19 protein-coding genes are annotated in these 18,825 nt (G+C 68.4%); 8 read left to right on the top strand and 11 right to left on the bottom strand.

What is annotated here, in order from left to right:
- Positions 1 to 7 precede the first annotated feature (7 nt).
- Positions 8 to 712 carry an urease accessory protein UreG gene (gene ureG / locus ACZ5IK_RS02285; protein WP_465486685.1) on the top strand — a complete coding sequence of 235 codons (705 nt, stop codon included), beginning with the start codon at positions 8 to 10 and terminating at the stop codon, positions 710 to 712.
- On the top strand, positions 709 to 1,407 hold the full coding sequence (locus ACZ5IK_RS02290; protein ID WP_465486192.1) for an urease accessory protein UreD: 699 nt from the start codon (positions 709 to 711) through the stop codon (positions 1,405 to 1,407). The genes ureG and ACZ5IK_RS02290 overlap by 4 nt, the downstream gene beginning before the upstream one ends.
- An 84-nt stretch (positions 1,408 to 1,491) precedes the next feature.
- Here the strand turns inward: ACZ5IK_RS02290 and ACZ5IK_RS02295 are convergent, their stop codons facing one another.
- Positions 1,492 to 2,583, bottom strand: coding sequence for a lipase family protein (locus ACZ5IK_RS02295; protein WP_465486193.1), 1,092 nt, complete (start codon positions 2,581 to 2,583; stop codon positions 1,492 to 1,494).
- 91 nt (positions 2,584 to 2,674) lie between these two features.
- Between ACZ5IK_RS02295 and ACZ5IK_RS02300 the strand changes: the two genes are divergently transcribed.
- On the top strand, positions 2,675 to 3,295 hold the full coding sequence (locus ACZ5IK_RS02300; RefSeq protein WP_465486194.1) for a TetR/AcrR family transcriptional regulator: 621 nt from the start codon (positions 2,675 to 2,677) through the stop codon (positions 3,293 to 3,295).
- Between the two features lie 69 nt (positions 3,296 to 3,364).
- On the opposite strand, the gene ACZ5IK_RS02305 is transcribed toward ACZ5IK_RS02300, so the two are convergent.
- From ACZ5IK_RS02305 to ACZ5IK_RS02335, 7 genes are read right to left on the bottom strand one after another with little or no spacing between them, the layout of a single operon-like run.
- Complete coding sequence (locus ACZ5IK_RS02305; protein WP_101610819.1) at positions 3,365 to 3,958, bottom strand: GTP-binding protein; 594 nt, start codon at positions 3,956 to 3,958, stop codon at positions 3,365 to 3,367.
- Complete coding sequence (locus ACZ5IK_RS02310; protein ID WP_101610818.1) at positions 3,936 to 4,316, bottom strand: DUF742 domain-containing protein; 381 nt, start codon at positions 4,314 to 4,316, stop codon at positions 3,936 to 3,938. Before ACZ5IK_RS02310 ends, ACZ5IK_RS02305 begins: the two co-directional genes overlap by 23 nt.
- A 20-nt stretch (positions 4,317 to 4,336) precedes the next feature.
- Positions 4,337 to 4,762 carry a roadblock/LC7 domain-containing protein gene (locus tag ACZ5IK_RS02315; protein ID WP_005156032.1) on the bottom strand — a complete coding sequence of 142 codons (426 nt, stop codon included), beginning with the start codon at positions 4,760 to 4,762 and terminating at the stop codon, positions 4,337 to 4,339.
- A complete protein-coding gene (locus tag ACZ5IK_RS02320) occupies positions 4,759 to 7,443 on the bottom strand; it encodes a sensor histidine kinase (RefSeq protein ID WP_465486195.1) in 2,685 nt (894 codons plus the stop codon). Before ACZ5IK_RS02320 ends, ACZ5IK_RS02315 begins: the two co-directional genes overlap by 4 nt.
- A gap of 14 nt (positions 7,444 to 7,457) precedes the next feature.
- A complete protein-coding gene (locus ACZ5IK_RS02325; RefSeq protein WP_465486196.1) occupies positions 7,458 to 8,234 on the bottom strand; it encodes an ABC transporter ATP-binding protein in 777 nt (258 codons plus the stop codon).
- Positions 8,231 to 9,190: an ABC transporter permease gene (locus tag ACZ5IK_RS02330; protein WP_465486197.1), complete on the bottom strand. Its 960-nt coding sequence runs from the start codon at positions 9,188 to 9,190 to the stop codon at positions 8,231 to 8,233. Before ACZ5IK_RS02330 ends, ACZ5IK_RS02325 begins: the two co-directional genes overlap by 4 nt.
- Entirely contained in the window at positions 9,187 to 10,191 is a 1,005-nt protein-coding gene (locus ACZ5IK_RS02335; protein ID WP_465486198.1) for an ABC transporter substrate-binding protein, read from the bottom strand. The genes ACZ5IK_RS02330 and ACZ5IK_RS02335 overlap by 4 nt, the downstream gene beginning before the upstream one ends.
- Positions 10,192 to 10,581: 390 nt before the next feature.
- Here ACZ5IK_RS02335 and ACZ5IK_RS02340 point away from each other — a divergent pair, with 390 nt between their 5' ends.
- From ACZ5IK_RS02340 to ACZ5IK_RS02360, 5 genes are all read left to right on the top strand, one after another.
- Positions 10,582 to 10,953 carry a hypothetical protein gene (locus tag ACZ5IK_RS02340; protein ID WP_465486199.1) on the top strand — a complete coding sequence of 124 codons (372 nt, stop codon included), beginning with the start codon at positions 10,582 to 10,584 and terminating at the stop codon, positions 10,951 to 10,953.
- Between the two features lie 513 nt (positions 10,954 to 11,466).
- Positions 11,467 to 12,147: a pyridoxamine 5'-phosphate oxidase gene (gene pdxH, locus ACZ5IK_RS02345; RefSeq protein ID WP_101610812.1), complete on the top strand. Its 681-nt coding sequence runs from the start codon at positions 11,467 to 11,469 to the stop codon at positions 12,145 to 12,147.
- Positions 12,148 to 12,264: 117 nt separating this feature from the next.
- Positions 12,265 to 13,548, top strand: a complete 1,284-nt coding sequence (locus ACZ5IK_RS02350) for an MFS transporter (RefSeq protein ID WP_465486200.1) — start codon at positions 12,265 to 12,267, stop codon at positions 13,546 to 13,548.
- A gap of 24 nt (positions 13,549 to 13,572) precedes the next feature.
- Positions 13,573 to 14,157 carry a DUF3558 domain-containing protein gene (locus ACZ5IK_RS02355; protein WP_465486201.1) on the top strand — a complete coding sequence of 195 codons (585 nt, stop codon included), beginning with the start codon at positions 13,573 to 13,575 and terminating at the stop codon, positions 14,155 to 14,157.
- 95 nt (positions 14,158 to 14,252) lie between these two features.
- A complete protein-coding gene (locus ACZ5IK_RS02360; protein ID WP_465486202.1) occupies positions 14,253 to 15,638 on the top strand; it encodes an APC family permease in 1,386 nt (461 codons plus the stop codon).
- A 5-nt stretch (positions 15,639 to 15,643) separates the two neighbouring features.
- Here the strand turns inward: ACZ5IK_RS02360 and ACZ5IK_RS02365 are convergent, their stop codons facing one another.
- The 3 genes from ACZ5IK_RS02365 to ACZ5IK_RS02375 are packed head-to-tail and all read right to left on the bottom strand — an operon-like array spanning position 15,644 to position 17,870.
- Positions 15,644 to 16,471 carry an MBL fold metallo-hydrolase gene (locus ACZ5IK_RS02365; RefSeq protein ID WP_465486203.1) on the bottom strand — a complete coding sequence of 276 codons (828 nt, stop codon included), beginning with the start codon at positions 16,469 to 16,471 and terminating at the stop codon, positions 15,644 to 15,646.
- Positions 16,468 to 17,298, bottom strand: a complete 831-nt coding sequence (locus ACZ5IK_RS02370; RefSeq protein ID WP_465486204.1) for an MBL fold metallo-hydrolase — start codon at positions 17,296 to 17,298, stop codon at positions 16,468 to 16,470. Before ACZ5IK_RS02370 ends, ACZ5IK_RS02365 begins: the two co-directional genes overlap by 4 nt.
- Positions 17,298 to 17,870 carry a TetR/AcrR family transcriptional regulator gene (locus ACZ5IK_RS02375; RefSeq protein ID WP_465486205.1) on the bottom strand — a complete coding sequence of 191 codons (573 nt, stop codon included), beginning with the start codon at positions 17,868 to 17,870 and terminating at the stop codon, positions 17,298 to 17,300. Before ACZ5IK_RS02375 ends, ACZ5IK_RS02370 begins: the two co-directional genes overlap by 1 nt.
- Positions 17,871 to 18,825: the final 955 nt, after the last annotated feature.

The raw sequence follows: 18,825 nt of genomic DNA on the forward strand, positions 1-18,825 counted from the left end.
CAGTGACATTGAAAAGCGTGGCCACGGACACGGTCACGTCCACCCGGTCAACTTCGACCCGACCGCCGCCGAACCCGATCACTACGACCAGGCACCGACCGCTGGACGCGCGTACCGGATCGGCATCGGCGGGCCGGTGGGCAGCGGGAAGACCGCGCTCACCGCGGCGCTGTGCCGGGCGCTCGGCGACGAGGTGAACCTCGCCGTCGTCACCAACGACATCTACACCACCGAGGACGCCGACTTCCTGCGCAAGGCCGGAGTGCTCGACCCGGAACGGATCGAGGCCGTGCAGACCGGGGCTTGCCCGCATACCGCGATCCGCGACGACATCACCGCCAACCTCGACGCCGTCGAACTGCTGGAGGAGCGCTTCCCGGGGCTCGACCTGGTGATCATCGAAAGCGGCGGCGACAACCTCACCGCGGTGTTCAGCCGGGGGCTCGCCGACAGCCAGGTCTTCGTGGTCGACGTCGCTGGTGGCGACAAGGTGCCGCGCAAGGGCGGTCCTGGCGTGACGACCGCGGACCTGCTGGTGATCAACAAGATCGACATCGCGCATCTGGTCGGCGCGGACATGGACGTGATGACGTCGGACGCGCACCGGATGCGGGGTGAGCTGCCGGTCATCACGCAGTCTCTTGTGGACACTCCGAACGCGCCGGACGTCGCGGCCTGGGTCCGTTCATTGCTGCCGGTCCGAGCGGGGTGAAGGCGCACGCGCGGCTGACCGCCTGCTTCGAGGGCGGCCGGACCGTACTGCGTGAGCTGCGCTCGATGGCGCCGCTCACGCTCCTTCCCAAACGGGGCACCGGTGCGACGGCGATCGTGCACTTGGTCAACTCGGCGACGTCGCCGCTCGGCGGCGATGAGCTGAAGCTGACCATCCGCGTCGGCGCCGGTGCTTCGCTTCGGCTCTCCGGAGTCGCAGCGACCATCGCTCTTCCCGGTCTGCACGGCGAGGGCAGTGTGTCCGAAGTGGATGTTTCCGTCGAGGACGGCGGGTCGCTGGAGTACCTGCCGGAGCCGACCGTCGTGACCGCGCGGGCCCGGCACTCCGCGGTGTTCAAGGCGTCCCTGGCGGCCGATGCCTACCTGCATACGCGGGAGGTGCTCGTGCTCGGCAGGGCCGGTGAGCGGCCTGGTTCACTGGTGACGACTCAGCACGTGACGCGCGGTGAAGTCCCGGTGTTGCGGCAGACGTTGGAGATCGGGGATTCCACTTTGGACTCCAGTCTCGCACATCTGGCCGGACGCAGGGTGCTGGCGACCGATCTGGTCGTCGGCGGTCCTTCGGTTCCTGAAGCTTCCGGTGAGTGGTGGTCGCGGACATCGCTCGCCGCCGGTGGGACACTTATGACGTCGCTGGCGCCCGATGCCGTGACCGCGCTCAAGCCGCTGAGCTGAAGGGACTTTCCCCGCGTCCAACGCGACGAAAGGGCCCTTCGCCGCGTCGCATGCGGCGAAGGGCCCCTTCAGCCCGACTCCCCGTCAGAACTTGGTGCCCAGCCAGGTCATCGCGACCGGCCCGCCCACCGAGACGCCGCCGATGTGTTCCAGCAGCGGGAACTCCTGCCAGGTGACGTCGGCGCCGAGGGCGCGGTAGCGGTCACGCAGGCCCTTGCCGACCGAAAGCGGGATCAGCTCGTCCAGCGACGCGTGGTACAGGTAGACCGGCGCGCCCGGCTTGGTCTTGCCCGCCTGGTTCTCGCTCAGCCGGGCCTGCCAGCGCGGGTCGGACGGGACGTTCGGCACGGTCGTGAAGTCGTTGAGCCGCGCGAAAGGTGCCGCCGCGCCGAGTTCGACGACGCACGCTTCCTTGACCTTCGCGACGGCCCTCTCGCCCTTCGCGTTGAGCACGTCGTTGAAGGGCAGTTCCGGGTACGCCGTCGAGTAGCCGACAGCGGCGCCGAGGACCAGCCCGAACGCCGGGCCGCCGTCGTTGAACTTCAGGACCGCGTTCAGATCCGCCGGGACACCGCCTTCCGCGACGCCGACCAGGTTGACGTCGGGCGCGTAGGACGGCTGCAGTTCGCCGGCGAACGCCGCGGCCTGACCTCCTTGTGAGTAACCGAAAACGCCGACCGGTCCGGTCTTGGACAGGCCCGCTTCGGGGACGCGGGAGGCGGCGCGGGCGGCGTCGAGGACGGCCCTGCCTTCGGACTGGCCGACGGCGTAGGTGTGCGTGCCCGGCGTGCCGAGGCCTTCGTAGTCGGTCACGACGACCGCCCAGCCGCGCGAAAGTGCTTGGCTCATCAGGAGGACTTCGTTCTCGGACCCGTTCGTCAGCCGGGTCGACGGCGCGCAGCGGTCGCCGAGTCCGTGGGTGCCGACGGCGTAGCTGACCAGCGGGCGCGGCCCCTTCGTCCACGGCGTGTGCGGGACCAGCAAGATGCCCGACACCGTGTTGGGCTGTCCGGTCGCCGAGGTCGAGCGGTAGTTGAGTTTCCAGGCCTTCGCCGGGGCGGTGGCGATCACCGGCCGGTAGTCGACCAGATCCCCTGGCGCGCTCGGCGCGGCTTGCGCGGCGGGCGCGCCGATCAGGGCGGCTGCGAGGGCTGAGACCAGAACTGTCCGAAGCACCGTTGCCTCCAGTTTGGTAATTAAGATTTTCGCAATGTAGGCGGTGTTGGTAGCATCTGGCAATCCCTATTACCGAATCGGGGGAGGTCGAGTGGCCCGCACGTACGGCGGGGTCGCACCCGAGCAACGGCGCGCCGAACGGCGTGAACGCCTGCTCGTGGCGGCCCTGGACCTGTTCACTTCGACGGGCTACCAGCAGGCGAAGATCACCGAGTTGTGCACGCGCGCCGGCGTCTCGACGCGGAACTTCTACGAGGAGTTCGAGAGCAAGGAGAAGGTGCTGCTGACCCTGCACGAGCGCATCAACGCCCTCGCGCTGGAGCACGTCACCGGGATCCTGGAACGGCTGGAGGACGCGGACGCGGTCACCAGGATCGGGACGCTGCTGGACGTCTTCGTCAGCACGGTGACCTCGGATCCCCGGATGCCGCGGCTGAACTACGTCGAAGCGGTCGGCGTCAGCGCCGCTTTGGAGGCCCAGCACCAGGAATGGGTCGACCGGTGGGCCGCGTTCATCGAGTCGGAGGCCCGGCACGCCGCCGTGGCGGGCGTCGCACCGGACCGCGACTATCACCTGACCGCGATCGCGCTCGTCGGCGCGGCGACCGGACTGCTGCGCGAGTGGCAGGCACACACGCCGCCGTTACCGGTCGCCGACGTCGCCGCCGAACTCCGGGCCCTGATGCTCGCCGCCATCACCCGGCCCGTCTGACGCCCCGCGTTTCGTCCTCTAGTTGCGGTCTATGCGTATACATAGACCGCAACTAGAGGACTAAACGCGTCAGGAGGCGGTGGACGCCCGGCGGAAGGTGTTGTGCAGGACGGCCAGCAGTGCGTCCCGGACCGACAGCCGCTGCCGCGCGTCGAAGGTGATCAGCGGGACGTCCTCGCTCACCGCGAGCGCCCAGCGCACGTCTTCGAGGTCGTGCTTGAGGGAACCGTCGAAGACGTTCACCCCGACCACGAAAGGCAAACCGGCCTTCTCGAAGTAGTCGACGGCCGGATAGCAGTCGTCGAGCCGCCGGGTGTCGACGATGACGAGTGCGCCCAGCGCGCCCAGCACGAGGTCGTGCCACATGAAGCCGAACCGGTCCTGCCCCGGCGTGCCGAAGAGGTACAGCTTCACCTCGTCGTCGATGGTGAGGCAGCCGAAGTCCAGCGCCACCGTGGTGGTGGTCTTCGACGGCACCTCCCCGCTCGTGCCGTCGACGGCCGCGCCGGCCGAGGTCATGGCGGCCTCGGTGGTCAGCGGTTTGATCTCCGAGATCGCCCCGACGGTGGTCGTCTTGCCGACGCCGAATCCGCCCGCGATGACGATCTTGACCGGTGTCGGCGGCTTGACCGCCGCCGGTTCAGCGAATTGCTTCGAGTCCACGAATGACCCTTTCGATCATGCCGAGGTCCTGGGTGAGGGCTCCGGCCGGGCGCCGGAGCACCACGTAGCCGAGCGCGGCGAGATCCGCCACGAGCACCCTGGCCACGCCGATGTGCAGGCCGAGCATCGCCGCCACTTCGGCGACGGATTTCGTGTCCCGGCAAAGGGAAACGATCTCCCGTCGTTCGAAGGTCAGCCTCGCCTGCGACGCCGCGCCGAGCCTGCTGGTGAGCACCTGCGCTTCGATTTCGAGCGTGCCGTCCACCGGCTGCGCACGGCCGGCGGTGAGCAGATACGGGCGCAGCGGCGAGATTCCCTGATCGCCGCCGCGGGGCCGAGGTACCTGATCGTCGCTCATTCCCTTATCCCCTCGTCATTTCAGCTGCCGACGCTCTTCTTGAGTTCCTCGATCAGCGCGGGGGTGAGCACCTCGGTGGCCCGGTTGGCGAACATCGCCATCTCGTAGGCGATCGTGCCGAGGCTGGCCTGCTTGGTGGCGAGCACGCCGAGCGAGCAGCCGATGCTGATCGTGCAGACCAGCAGGTAGCCCTGCTCCAGCTCGATGATGATCTTGTCGGGCGAACCGAGCGGGTGGCTCTCCGAGACACCGTGGGCCAAGCCGAGCATCGCCGAGCAGATCGCGGCCAGCCGGTCGGCGTTGGCGCGTTCCAGCTCGGACGACATCGCGATCAGCAGGCCATCGGCCGAGACGGCGATCGCGCCCATCGCGCTCGCCGTGTTCTGTGCGAAGCGCGTCACCAACCAGTTGAAGTTCCGGGCTTCGACGCTGACTCCGGTCGTCATCTCTTGCTCTTCTCTCTCTGTTCCATCTCCGGGTTGACGGCTTTCTCCAACCCGTCACTGAAGGCGTCGAACGCGGCACGTTCGGCCTCGGGGTCACGCATGCCCTTGGGCTTGGCGGTGTTCAGGGCGGCCCGCGCGGTCTGGTGGCGCGCGGCCGGTCCTTTCGACAGGCCCGGCGCCAGCTGGGCACCGGGGACCCGGCGGGTGAGACCGCCGCGGGAGGCGGCGGGCACGGGCGTCGGGGTCGGCATGGGCATGGGCATCGGGTTGCCCGCCGGTGGGCTCACCGGCGGTGGCGGGGCTTGCGGCGGTACCGATTCTGCTGGCCCCCCGGTGGCCTTCGCGAGTCCTGCCTCGAAACCGTCGAAGGCCGCTTTCGCCGCTTCTGGATCATGCCTTGACTTCTGTCGCGACGGTGCTTCGGGGGCACCGGGAAGCTGCGCGCCCTTGACCCGCCGCCGCAATCCGCCGCGGGTCTCCCCGGAATCGGCGACCGGTGCCGGCGCGGGAGGCTCGTAAACGGGCATCGGTACGGGCAACGGGGTGGGTTCCGGCATCGGCGTCGGCTCCGGGATTTCCCGGTCGGTCTTGCGGAACCACCGGAAGTCCTTGGGGGGCTGGCCGTCGCGCGGGATCATTCCGGCGATCGCCAGTGTGGGCAGTTCGCGCCCGGACGCCTTGGCCCGCGGCTGGGACTTGGGCTGGGACCGCGGCGGGGCGGGCTCGTCGCCCGGTTCCGTCGTCGGCCACGCCGGCGGCGGAACGGCCTTCTGCACGGGCTGCCGGTAGGTCAGCAGATTCGGCGGGACGGCGATGCGCGCGGTGATGCCCGCTCCCGGCTCGGTCTCGGTCAGCTCGACCTTGAGCCCGTGCCGCCGCGCGAGCCGCCCGACCACGAACAGCCCGAGCACACTGGTCGGCGCCAGTTCGAGCCGCTCGCGCTCGACCAGCCGCCGGTTCTCCTCGGCGAGCCGTTCGGCGGTCATGCCGATGCCCTGGTCCACGATCACGATCAGGCAGGAGCCGTCGGGCAGGATCTTCGTGCCGACGTCCACAAAGGACTCCGGCGGGGAGAACGACGTCGCGTTCTCCAGCAGCTCGGCGAAGATCAGCACCAGATCCGAACCGAACGGCGACGACAGCAGGACGTCGCCCATCGAGCCCAGCCGGACCCGCTGGTAGTCCTCGATCTCCGCGAGCGCCGAACGCAGCGCGGTCGACAGCTCGATCGGCCCGGAAATCCTTGCCTCGTCGCGGTTTCCCGAAACGACGAGCAGGTTGTCCGCGTTCCGGCGCAGACGGGTGGAGAGGTGGTCGAGCCGGTAGAGACTCGCCAGCAGGGCGACGTCCTGCTCGTTGCGCTCCAGTTCGTCGACCAGCGCCAGCTGCCTGCCCACCAGGTTCTGCGTCCGCTTCGCGACGTTGGCGAACATCAGGCCGACGTTGCGCCGCGTGACGGCCTGCCGTTCCACCAGTTCGGCCGCGGTGGCCTGCACCCGGTTGAACGCCTCGGCCAGTTTGCCGAGTTCGTCCTGGGAGGACACGTCGATGGTGGCGAGCCGCGGCGCGAGTTCTTCGGCCTGCTCGGTGTCGGTCACGCGGACCAGTTCGGTACTCGCGAGGTCCGCGACCGACGTCGCCGCCGTGGTCAGCTTCCGCAGCGGATCCGCGATCGACCGGCTGACCGCGATCGCGAGACCACCGACCAGCAGGAACAGCACCCCGGCGCCGACACCGATCGTCCACGCCAGGTTCTGCGCGGCGTCCGCTCGCGCGGTCGCCGCGTCGGTGATGCCGGTGGTGACCGTGTCCTGGGCGAGCCGTCGCTGGTTCGACTGGGCCTCGACGGCGCCGAGGATGTCCGGCAGCAAGGCCTGCACGGCCTGTTGCCCCCGGGTGTCCGGAAGCCTGGTCTCCAGCGCGTCGACCCGGCGGCCCGTCTCGCCCTGCTCCACCGAGACGACCTGCGTCGCCTGGGTGACGTCGGCCTGCTGCACGAACCGTTCGAGGAACAGCGACGCCTGTTGCTTCGCGTCGTCCAGCACCGGCTCACCCGAATCCGGGGTGATCAGCACGATGATCAGCGCCATCCCGCGCAGCGAGTTCTCCTCGTTCGCGCGCAGCAGCGCGTCGAGCGCGGTCAGCTGCCGGGTGCCCTCCGCGTCACTGGTCTGCTGCGGGACGAGGCGGAGCGAGTTGATGACCGAGTCGATCACCGCGTGGTACGTCCGCGCCACGCTGTCCAGCGAGGCACCGCGCCGGAGCGCGTTCTCCCGGATCTCGTTCAGTGACCCGATCCGCACCAGGGCGGCCGCGAGTTCCTCGGGCGCGTCGGCGCTCAGCTGCGAACGCACCCGGTTCACCGTGTCCGCGACGACGCCCTGCTGCTTCTGCATGGCCCCGCTGCTGGCCGTCGACGACGCGATGTAGTGCGCCGTCAGCAGCCGTTCCCGCTGCAGCTCCCACGCCAGCGTGCCGAGGGCGCGTGCCTGCGACGCGACGTCGGCGGTGGTTCGGGCGGACCGGGCGTCGTCGATCTCCCCGGCGACGTAAGGCACCGACACCAGGACCACGGCGGTCAGCGGCAACATCAGGAGCAGGTTGAGCTTGCCCCGGATGCCGAGTCTGCCGAGTAACCCGGAACGCGGGGTGCGTTCCGGCCGGGTCTTCCCGTGCCTCATGATCACCTTTCTTCTCAGCTTCGTCCGAGGTGCCCGCGGTGCTGCTCCCGGACGAGATCTTCGATGGACGCGCGCAACGCGAGGAACTCCGGCGCGCGTTTGACCGCGAGGTCGCGTTCACCGGGCAGGTCGACCACGATGTCCGCGGCCACACGGCCCGGGTCCGAGGCCAGCACCACGACGCGTCTTCCGAGGAACACTGCCTCTTCGACGTCGTGGGTCACCATCAGCACGGTGGTGCCGGTGTCGGTCCAGATCCGGCGGATCAGGACCTGCATGTCTTCTTTGGTCTGGACGTCCAGCGCGCCGAAAGGTTCGTCCAGCAACAGGACTTCGGGTTCGCACACCAGTGCCCGCGCGATCGCGACCCGCTGCTTCTGCCCGCCGGAAAGCTGTTTGGGCAACGACTTCCGCAACCCGTCGAGCCCGGTCTCTTCGAGATACCAGTCGACTCGGCGCGCTCGCTCGGCCTTGTCGAGGTTCAGCAGTTCGAGTCCGAACGCGACGTTGCTCTCCACCGGACGCCACGGGTACAGCGCCCCGTGCTGGAACACCAGCCCGCGATCCGGGCCGGGCCCGGTCACCGCGTCGCCGTCGAGGGTGATCAGGCCCTCGGACGGTTCGGCCAGCCCGGCGATCAGCGAGAGCAGCGTCGACTTGCCGGACCCGCTCGCGCCGACCACGCACACGAAGTCGCCGCGCGCGATGTCGAGATCGATCCCGTCGAGCGCCCGGGTGGTCTTGCCGCGGACGGTGTAGTCCTTGGCGACGGCCTTCAGCTGGAGCGTCATACCGCCCACTTCCCGACACGCGTCCGCAGCTGCCGCAACGCGATGTCGATGACCAGTCCGAGCAGGCCGATCACGATCAGCAGCGCGAAGATCCGGTCGGTCTGGGTGAACCGCTGCGCCCGCATGATCCGCAGGCCGAGACCGGCGGTGGCGTTGATCAGTTCGGCGACCACCACGAAGTTCCACGCGGCCGCGGCGTTGACGCGGGTCGCGTCGATCATACCGGGCAGCGCGTGCGGGACGATCACCTTGCGCAGGACCTCGCCGCGCCGCGCGCCGAGTGTGTAGGACACGTCGATCAGCGAACGCGGCACCCCGCGGACGGCGTCGGCCGTCATCAGCGTGTTGAAGAAGACCGTGCCGAGGAACAGGACCGCGACCTTCGACGGCTCGCCGAGACCGAGCCAGATCATCAGCAGCGGGATGAACGCGCTCGCCGGCAGGTAGCGCAGCATCGCGATGACCGGCTCGAACAGCGCCAGTCCCGCGTTGAACGTCCCCATCACGATGCCGAGCGGGATCGAGACGAGCACCGCGAGCCCGAAGCCGAGCAGGACCCGCTGGGTGGTGGCCCAGAGGTCGCTGAACAGTTCGCCGGACTCGATCATCTTGAGCAGCGCGTCGAACACCGCGACCGGGGTCGGCAGGAACGTGGGCTTGATGGTGCCCAGCGCGTTCAGCGTCACCCAGATCAGCAGCGGGATCGCGAACGAGGCCACCGCCAGCGTCCACCGCCAGCGCGCGGGGATCGGTGTCCGGAGCGAGAACAACGGGGAGGCGTTCGGCTTGAGGCCCGCCCGGCGCGGCAGCGGCGACCAGTCCGGTCGCTTGCCATCCCGGAGACGGCCTTCCTGCGCTTCGGCGAGCCGCTGCTCATCGTCGAGTCGGCGCGCCTCGGCCTCGTCAGCGGCGTCCGTCCGCTGAGTGGCCTGACGGGCCGAATCCGTGGTGCTCACTTCACCGCCTTGACGTACTGGTCGTCGAACAGCCCGTCGAAGCTGGGCCGGTTCTGGGCGAGCCCGTTGGAGATGATGAAGTCGGCGATCTTGCCTGCCTGGAAGTTCAGGTGGGCGGGGGTGACGCCCGGGGTGAACGCGTCGAGGTTCTGCTGCTTGGTGAAGATCGTGGTGCCCGCGTCGTAGCTCTTGTACTCGTCGATCGACACCGCGCCGCGTTTGGCCATGATCTGCACGGCCTCGTCCCGGTTCTGCTTGATCCAGTCGATCGTCTGGAACCAGGTGGTCACCAGCGCCTGGACCTCCTTCTTGCGCTCCTTGGACATCTGCTCGGAGACGACGAGGTGGTCAGGGATGGCACCGGGGAACTCGGCGGACGTCGCGATCGCGCGGCTGCCGGGGCGCTCGAGCGCCTTCGAGGTGAAGGGGGCGAAGGCGGCGACCGCGTCGACCTGCTCGCCGACGAACGCGGCCGCGGCGGCGTCGGTCAGCAGCGGGACCAGCTGGACGTCCTTTTCGGTCAGTTTCGCTTCCTGCAGCGCGAGCAGCAGGAGGTAGTGGTCGACGGTGCCCTGCTCGACGGCGATCTTCTTGCCCTTGAGGTCGGCGACGCCGGTGATCCCCTGGCGGGCGATGATCTTGTCGTTGCCTGTCGAGTTGTCGTTGACCAGGACCACCGACAGCTTCGCGCCACCACTGACGGAGGCGAGGGTGTCGTTCAGGGTCTGGCTGTTCGCGTCGATCGCGCCCGAGGAGAGTGCGTTGATGCTTTCGGTGTAGCTGTCGAACCACTTCAGGTCGACGCTCACGCCGTTCTTCTCGAAGAGGCCCTTCTCCTGGGCGACGGCCCACGGGAACCAGCCCGGCCAAGCGCTGTAGCCGATGGTGACCTTGGTGCCGGAAGCGGCCGTGCTGTCGGAACAGGCCGAAAGGGCCGTCACGCCAGCCAGCGAAAGGGCACACAACAACGCCGTCATGACACGGCGGGAACGGGAAATCACAACGCACTCCTGGGGAAGGGGAGTAACAAGGTCGTAGAAAGTTCCGGCGGCTCGAGCGCAGGGGTGATCGACCGACGTCGAACTCCCTCGCGGAAGCCCGGCCGGCAATAGCGGATGGAGCAGCCGCACACCCGGCCGTCCCATCCAAACCTCTGAACACACTGGATAGAGGTGATCACCCCGTTGCTCTCGGCGGCGATCCTATCGAGTGGCGCAAGGTCTACCTAGTGTGATCATCAGCTCTTGCACGATTTGCTGTCACATTCTGCTAAATCAGGGGCGTTCGCCCCAACGGGCGGCGTCTCGGCCGGTGGGCAACCCGGTGCCGCCGGAGGCGCGTCCATCGGGTGACGGGTGAAATCTCCGCCCGTCTCCTGGAGGGAGCAGAAGATGAAATTTCGTTCGGCCGCGTTGTGCGTCGCGGGGGCGGCGATCGTGTCCACGATGGTCGGAGCGGGACAGGCGAACGCGACCAGACCGTCCAGTCTTGTCTTGAGTCCCAACGCCATCGTCGCAGGTGGGATGGTGACCGCGGACATCTATTGCCTGCGCCCGTCCGGTGCCGGCGAGCTCGCGAAGACCCTCGTCGCGGACGGTCTCGCCGCGCCGATTCCCCTGCGGGTGGTGGGGGACGGCGGCACCGGTGGCATCGGTGTCGCGTTGCGGGGCGACGGTCCGGTGGGGACGGTGCCGGGCCGGTACACGGCGTCGTACGACTGTTGGGGATGGATTGTTCGCGCGGAGTTCACTGTCACGAACTGACAGGGCGAGACAGAAGAAGCGAAGGCCGGTTTCGGGATTTCGACCCTCCCGAGGGCGGCCTTCGCCGCGTCTCGCGATCGGGAGGCTTGGCACAACTCGCGGGTATGTGTCGTGAGGGTAATTTCTATCGTTTGACAGAATTAGGCGCGCCATCGGGGTGGCGAGACGGACGATGGGCCGAATGTCGTAATCAATTGTTCGAAATCAGGAAAAGGGCGACGCGGGAATTGTCGAAGGGTCGCCGATTTTCGAATAATAAGTTTTCGTGAATTCAAGGGCTCGTGAGTGGCAAGGACGCTTAGAACCGTCCTTGCCACTCATGAGCCCTTGATCGATCAGGGACCGGCAGGTAACCGGGAGGTAACGGCTTGCGGTCCGGCGGTTACGCACAGATGATCAACCGGGGGTGGCGGGTGTCACCGTTCAGTGGGTTTCGCCGCCGCCTTCTAGGCAATACCGTCGGCGGCAAAGCCGAAGTCACAGATGCCCTGACCGGGTGCGGAGGTTTGGCGGATGATGCCGGAGATCAAGGATGGCGTGGACGGTGACGCCGTCGTGCGCCTGCCCGGAATGCGCGTGGCCTACGAAGGGGCCGCGTTCGACGAGTCCGCGCTGGCGGAAACCTGGACCGCTCAGCTGCAGGACTGGCTGAACCAGGCCGTTTCCGCCGGGGTCGCCGAACCGAACGCGATGGTGCTCGCCACGGCCGACCCGGAGGGCAGGCCGTCCTCCCGGACAGTCCTGTGCAAGGGCCTCGACGAACGCGGCGTCGTGTTCTACACGAACTACACGTCGACGAAGAGCCACGACCTCACCGCGACGCGCTACGCGTCGATCACCTTCCCGTGGTACGCCCTGCAGCGTCAGGTCCACGTGCGCGGAGAGGTCGAGAAGGTCAACGTCGCCGAGACCGCCGAGTACTGGGCTTCCCGCCCGCGAGGCTCGCAGCTCGGCGCCTGGGCTTCGCCGCAGTCCCGCGTCGTCGACGGCCGCCGCGCCCTCGAGACCGCGCTTCACGGCATCGAGCGCCGCTTCGCCGACGTCGAGAAGATCCCGTTCCCGCCGCACTGGGGCGGCTGGCGCATCCGGCCCGACGTCGTCGAGTTCTGGCAAGGCCGCGAGGACCGCATGCACGACCGGCTCCGTTACGTCCGCACCGACGACGGCTGGCAGATCGAGCGCGTAGCGCCGTAGCTCAACGCGCGTGAAGGCCCCCTTCCCTCGGCTCAGCCGAGGGAAGGGGGCCTTCACGCGCGCGGGTGACATAAATCGCGCGCATTTGGTTAGTTAGCGCGGCTAAGCTGTCGGGTTGTGAGTAACGATGTGGGGGCTGAGCAGCGTAAAGGTGTCCGCAAGCTGTTCGGCTCGATCGTCGTGGACACCCGGCCGCTCAAGATCCCCGCGTTCCGCCGCCTCTGGCTGTCCACCGCGGTCACGGCCGTCGGCAGCCAGCTCACCGCCGTCGCGGTCCCCAAGCAGGTCTTCGACCTCACCGGATCGTCGGCCTACGTCGGTCTGACCGGCCTGGTCGCCCTGATCCCGTTGCTCGTCTTCGGTCTCTGGGGCGGCGCCATCGCCGACGCCGTCGACCGTCGCAAACTCCTGCTCGTCACCAACGTCGGGGTCACCGTTACCTCGGCGGTCCTGTGGCTCCAGGCGTTCCTGAACCTTGGCTCCGTCTGGCTCGTGCTCGCGCTGCTCGCGGTCAACCAGGCGTTCTTCGCGATCAACATGCCGACCCGCGGCGCCGTCGTCGCCCGGCTGGTCCCGGACAACCTGATCGCGCCCGCGACCGCGCTGAGCAGCACGATGTCCACCTTCGGCGCGGTCTTCGGACCGCTGCTCGCGGGTTCGCTGATCCCGATCCTCGGCCTCTCGACGCTCTACCTGATCGACGTCGTCGCGCTGACCCTGACCCTCATCGCGGTCTGGAAACTGCCACCGATCCCGCCCCTCGGCGAGATCGCGCGCCGCGCCGGGATCCGCGACATCATCGACGGCTTCAAGTACCTGGCGAAACAGAAGATCCTGCTGGCCTCCTTCCTCGTCGACATCATCGCGATGGTGGCAGGCATGCCGCGCGCGCTGATCCCGGAGATGGCCGAGCGCACCTTCGGCGACCCGCCCGGCGGCGGCCCGGCACTGGGCTGGCTCTACGCCGCGCTCCCGGCGGGCGCGATGCTGATCGGTCTCTTCTCCGGCTGGCTGACGAGGATCCAGAAGCAGGGCGTCGGCGTGATCGTCTCGGTCTGCGTCTGGGGCGGCGCGATCGTCGGTTTCGGTCTCGCGAATTCGCTGTGGCTCGCGGTCTTCTTCATGGCGCTCGCCGGGGCCGCCGACATGGTCAGCGCGATCTACCGGATGTCGATCCTCCAGGTCGCCACCACCGACGAGATGCGCGGACGGCTGCAGGGCGTGTTCACCGTCGTCGTCGCGGGCGGTCCGCGCATCGCCGACCTCACCCACGGCTGGGCCGCCGCCGGTGTCGGCACGGCCGCCGCGGCCTCCGGCGGCGGGGTCCTGGTCATCGTGCTGGTCGTCGCCGCGGCGCTGCTGATCCCGTCCTTCTGGCGGTACCGGGCCCCGATGGACTGATTCGCCGGGGCTATCGTCGGATCCATGCGTATTTCACGGGCGATCGCCGGATTCGCCGCTGTCATCGCGACCCTTTCCGCCTGTTCTTCCGGGGACGAAAAGCCGGACAACGCGGCCAAGCCGTCGAGCCAGGCCCCCGCTCCGTCCACCGCCCCGAGTTCCTCGGCCGCTCCCACCGGTGGCGCCGGCGCGAAGGAACCGTGCGCGCTGCTGCCCGCCGAAGCCGTCGGGAAGGCGATCTCCGTCCAGGGCGTGACGTCGGCGCCGGGCCCGGTTCAGGACAACGCCGCGAACGGTGGCAAGGCCAAGAGCTGTGTCTACTCGGCCGCCGGCAAGCAGATCGGCGCGCTCGCGGTGACCCGCTTCGAGAAGAACCCGATCAAGCCCGCCGAGATGGTCGCCGCGCTGAAGAAGGCGAAGCCGGGCGCGAAGGACGTCGCCGGTGTCGGCGAGGGCGCCGTCTACTACACCGACGAGAACAAGACCGCGACGCTGGCGGCCGCCGAACTCGTGAACGACGTTCCGGTGCTGGTCAACTACACCGGGCCGATGAAGATGACGCAGGAGATGATGGTCCCGCTGGTGAAGACCGCGGTCGACGCCAACTGACCGGATTACCCAAAAGCCCGCTTCGCCAACCCGTGACGAAGAACTGACCAAATCGGACTGTCGGCCACAGACGTGATACGGCACACTCTTGCCGCATGGCGGACACGACGACATCAGAAGAGGCCGGGCCGACCGGTCAGCCGAGCCTCAAACGGGTCATGGGTTCCAAGCTCCTGCTGTTCTTCGTGGTGGGGGACATCATCGGGACGGGCGTCTACGCGCTCACCGGACAGGTCGCGGGCCGGGTCGGCGGCGCGTTGTGGCTGCCGTTCCTGATCGCGTTCGTGGTCGCGATCATGACCGCGTTCAGCTACCTGGAACTGGTCGGCAAGTACCCGCAGGCGGCGGGTGCCGCGCTCTACACGCACAAAGCGTTCAAGATCCGCTTCCTCACCTTCATGGTGGCGTTCGCGGTGATGTGCTCGGGGATCACGTCGGCTTCGTCCGCGGCGAAGGCCTTCGGTGACACCTATCTCGCCGAGTTCATCACCGCGCCGATGCCGCTGGTGGCGATCCTGTTCGTGATCGGGCTCGCGCTGATCAACTTCCGCGGGGTCTCCGAATCGGTGAAGACCAACGTGGTGCTGACCTGCATCGAGATCGGCGGTCTGCTGATCATCATCGGCGTCGGCGTGTGGGCGGTGCTGAACGGCAACGGGGACGCTTCGCGACTGGTCGAGTTCGACACCGAGAACCAGACGATGCTGGTGGCGATCACCTCGGCGACGTCGCTGGCGTTCTTCGCGATGGTCGGCTTCGAGGACTCGGTGAACATGGCCGAGGAGTGCAAGGACCCGATCCGGATCTTCCCGAAGGCGATGCTGTGGGGCATGGTCATCGCCGCGACCATCTACATCCTGGTCTCCGTGACCTCTTCGCTGCTGGTGCCCGCCGACGAACTGGAGGCCGCCAAGAGCAGCGCGCTGCTGAAGGTGCTCGACGTCGGCGCCCCCGGATTCCCGCGCGAGGTCTTCTCCGCGATCGGTCTCTTCGCGGTCATCAACTCGGCGCTGATCAACATGCTGATGGCCAGCCGCCTGCTCTACGGCATGGCGAACCAGCGGATCATCCCGAAGCAGCTGGGCACGGTGCACCCGTTCCGCCGCAGCCCGTGGGTGGCGATCGTGTTCACCAGCGTCATCGCCATCGGCCTGGTGTCCTTTGTGGACATCAGTGTGCTCGGCGGTACGACGGCGTTGCTGCTGCTGGCGGTGTTCGCCATCGTCAACGTCGCGGTCCTGGTGCTGCGCAAGGAGAAGTCGGCGCACAAGCATTTCCGCGCGCCGACCGTCATCCCGGTGCTGGCCGCGATCTTCTGTCTCTACCTGGTGACCCCGTTGTCCGGGCGGCCCGCCCGTGACTACAAGGTCGCCGCGATCCTGCTCGGCGTCGGCATCGTGCTGTGGGGGATCAACTGGCTGGTCATGCGGGCGACGCACAGCGAGGAGGACCGGCAGCCCATCGAGCCGCCGGTCGGCTGACCTCGTTACCCGCGGCTGAGCGACTGGTATTCGACCGGGCTGTGGGCCGAGAACACGGTGATCTCGTCGGCGTGTTCTCGGCTCAGCTCGCGCAGCCGCTCGACGTTCTCCAACCGCGGCTTGCGCAGGGTCTGCACCATGTTCTGGAAGACGGTCATCCCCGGTGTGCAGTGCGGCTTCACCGGATCCATCTGACCGTGGAAGAAGTACGCGTCGCCCGCGTGCAGCAGCCAGCCGTCGCCGGTGTCGACCGCCACCCCGGTGTGGCCCTTGGTGTGCCCCGCGAGCGGTACCAGCAGGATCTCCGGCGGCAGGCCCTTGAGTTCGCGGACGGCCTGGAAGCCGTACCAGTCGTCCCCGGCCTCGTCGTACTTGCTCCACAGTGGACGGTGGGCGAACTGGTTGGCACGGAACCGGAGCTTCTCGCTCTGGCTGGACGGTGACGTCGCCGCGTCGTGCTCCGCGGTGCGGACGTGCACGACCGCGTTCGGGAAGTCCGCGAGCCCGCCGGCGTGGTCGACGTCGAGGTGCGTGCAGACGATGTGCCGCACGTCCTCCAGCTTGTGACCGAGCGCTTCGACGTGGTGGGCCGCCGTCTCCGTCTCGACCGGCTTCGCGCCGACCATCACCGTGAACGGCGTGCCGAGCCAGGCACCCGGCCGGGCCACCCCCTGACGGCCGAAGCCCGTGTCCACCAGCACGAGCCCGTCGCCGGTCTCGATGAGCAGGCAGTGCGCCACCAGTTCGGCGCGGCGCAGCAGTCCGGGCTGGCCGTCGAGGAACTTGCCTCCCGCCGGGCGCATCGTGCCGCAGTTCAGGTGGTGGACCTTCATAGCCTGCTCCTCTGGCTGAGCCGTGCGAATGCGGTGGCGTCGTGCGCGGCGAAGACCGTCACCTCGTCACCGTTGTTACTGACAAGTTCGCGCAGCCGGCGCTGGTTGTCCAGTCGTGCCGTTTTCTCCGTCTGCATGTACGACTCGAAGAAGCCCAGCGCGAAGGGGATGTGAGGCTTTCGCTCCAGCTCGCCGCCGTGGAAGACGGCGTCGCCCGCGTTGAGGAGCCAGCCGTCCCCGGTGTCGACCGCGATCCCGGCGTGCCCGCGGGTGTGCCCGGCGAGAGGGATGATCAGGACGTCCGGGACCCCTTCGAGCTCGCGGACGGCGTCGAAACCGAACCACGGCTCGCCGTCGGCGCGGTACGACCGCCAGATCGGGCCGTGGTCGAACTGGACCTTCCGGTAGCGGCTCGCCTCCTTGCGGTCGACCGGCTTCTCCAGCGCCTGGAGCTCCCGGGCGTGGACATGGACCCGTGCCCGCGGGAAGTCGACGAGCCCGCCCGCGTGATCGAGGTCGAGGTGGGTCAGCACGATGTCGCGCACGTCGGCGGGGTCGAAACCGAGCTTGCGGATCTGCGTGGTGGCGCTGAGGTCGTCGTCGCTGTCGGGGTGGACCAGCCGGACGAACCCGGCGCCGAGCCATTCGACGGGCCGGGTGACGGTCGGGGTGCCGACGCCGGTCTCGATGAGCACGAGCCCGGTTTCGGTCTCCAGCAGAAGGCAATGGCAGACCAGTTCCGCGCGGCGGAACAGCCCCGGCCTGCCGTCGACGAGTTTGCCGCCGACCGGCCGCATGGTCCCGCAGTTGAGGTGGTGGACGCGCATCAGGACAGCTCCCGTTCGAGTGTGGTGCGGAGGTGAGGGGCGATCGCGCGCAGCGGCGCGGTGTCGTGCAACGTCTTGGCCAGCAGCAACGCGCCCTCGACGGCGGCGAGGACGACTGTCGCCAGGTGATCCGCCTTGTCGGTGTCCAGCTGGTTCAGCGCTTCGGAGATGAGGGTGTGCCAGGAGGTGTAGCCGTCGGCGCAGGCCTGGCGGATCGCCTCGCTGTCACCCGACGCGTCGAGCGCGACCGTCGCGAGTGGACACCCGCGCTGGAAATCCGACTCCTCCAACGAGGTCGCCAGCGCCTCGACGACGTTCTCGACGCCGGTGATGACGTCGGGTGAGCTCACGACGATCGCGCGCAACGTGTCGCAGAGGCGCTCGGCGGACTGGCGGATGGCCTCGGCGGCCAGCTGCTCCTTGCCGCCGGGGAAGTGGAAGTAGAGCGATCCCTTGGGCGCGCCGACGGCGGCGACGAGCTGGTTGAGACCGGTGGCGTGGTAACCCTGCTGGTGGAAGAGCTCGGCGGCGGAATCGAGCATGCGCTGCCGGGTGTCGGTGCGGCGGACCATGCGGCCGACTGTAGCCAAAGTATGACGACCGGTCTAGTAAGTGCTGTTTACACAAATGCCCATGACTAAGGGGGGTTTGTGTAAACTGGTGGTGAACCGATCGACAGGCGAAGGGAGTGGACATGGCTGACTCGGCCGATCTGCTCCCGGTCGCGCGGGCCGCGCGAGTTCTGGACATTTCGCGAGAGCGCGTCCGTGAACTCGTGCACGGTGGCAGGCTGGACGCGATCCGGATCGGTCGCGAACTGCTGGTCGACGCGCGGTCGGTCGAGCATCGGAAGAGCGTGGTGAAACCCGTGGCCGGCAGGCCGCTTTCCGCGCGGATGGCCTGGGGATTCCTGTGGTCGCTGAGTGGCCATCATCCGCAGTGGATCTCGCCGTCGGAACGGGTCCGGCTCAAACGCTACGCACGGGAACGCGAGCCCGTTCACTGGCCGCGCTTGCTCTCCGGCCGCGCGCGTGTGCACCGCGTGCGGATGCTGCCCGGGCCGCTGGCACGACTACGGGAAGACCCTCATGCCGTCGTCAGTGGTCCTGTCGCGGCCGGGCACTACGGTGCCGATCTGATGGCGGGCAGTGCGGACGAGGAGTTCTATGTCGACGCCGCCCGGTTCGACGAGCTCGCGCGGTCACGGCGCCTTCGGCTGGACAGCGCGGCGCCCAACGTGGTGATCCGGGTTCCGGCTCTGCATGGTGTGCTGCGTCCACCGGGATCGGATGGCTACGCGGTCCCGGCGGCTGTCGCGGCGGATCTCCTCGATGCCGGGGATGAGCGATCCGTCCTTGCGGCGCAACAACTTCTCACTCGTTTGGGCGATGCGTGCTCGGGAGTGGCAAAGGTGGGGGGTGGGGGGGGGGGGGGGGGGGGGGGGGGGGGGGTTTCCCCCCCCCCCCCCCCCCCCCAAACCCCCCCCCCCGGGGGGGGAGGGGGGGAGGGGCAGAAAAGAAGGAACAC

It is taken from the genome of Amycolatopsis sp. NPDC031561, assembly GCF_055580625.1.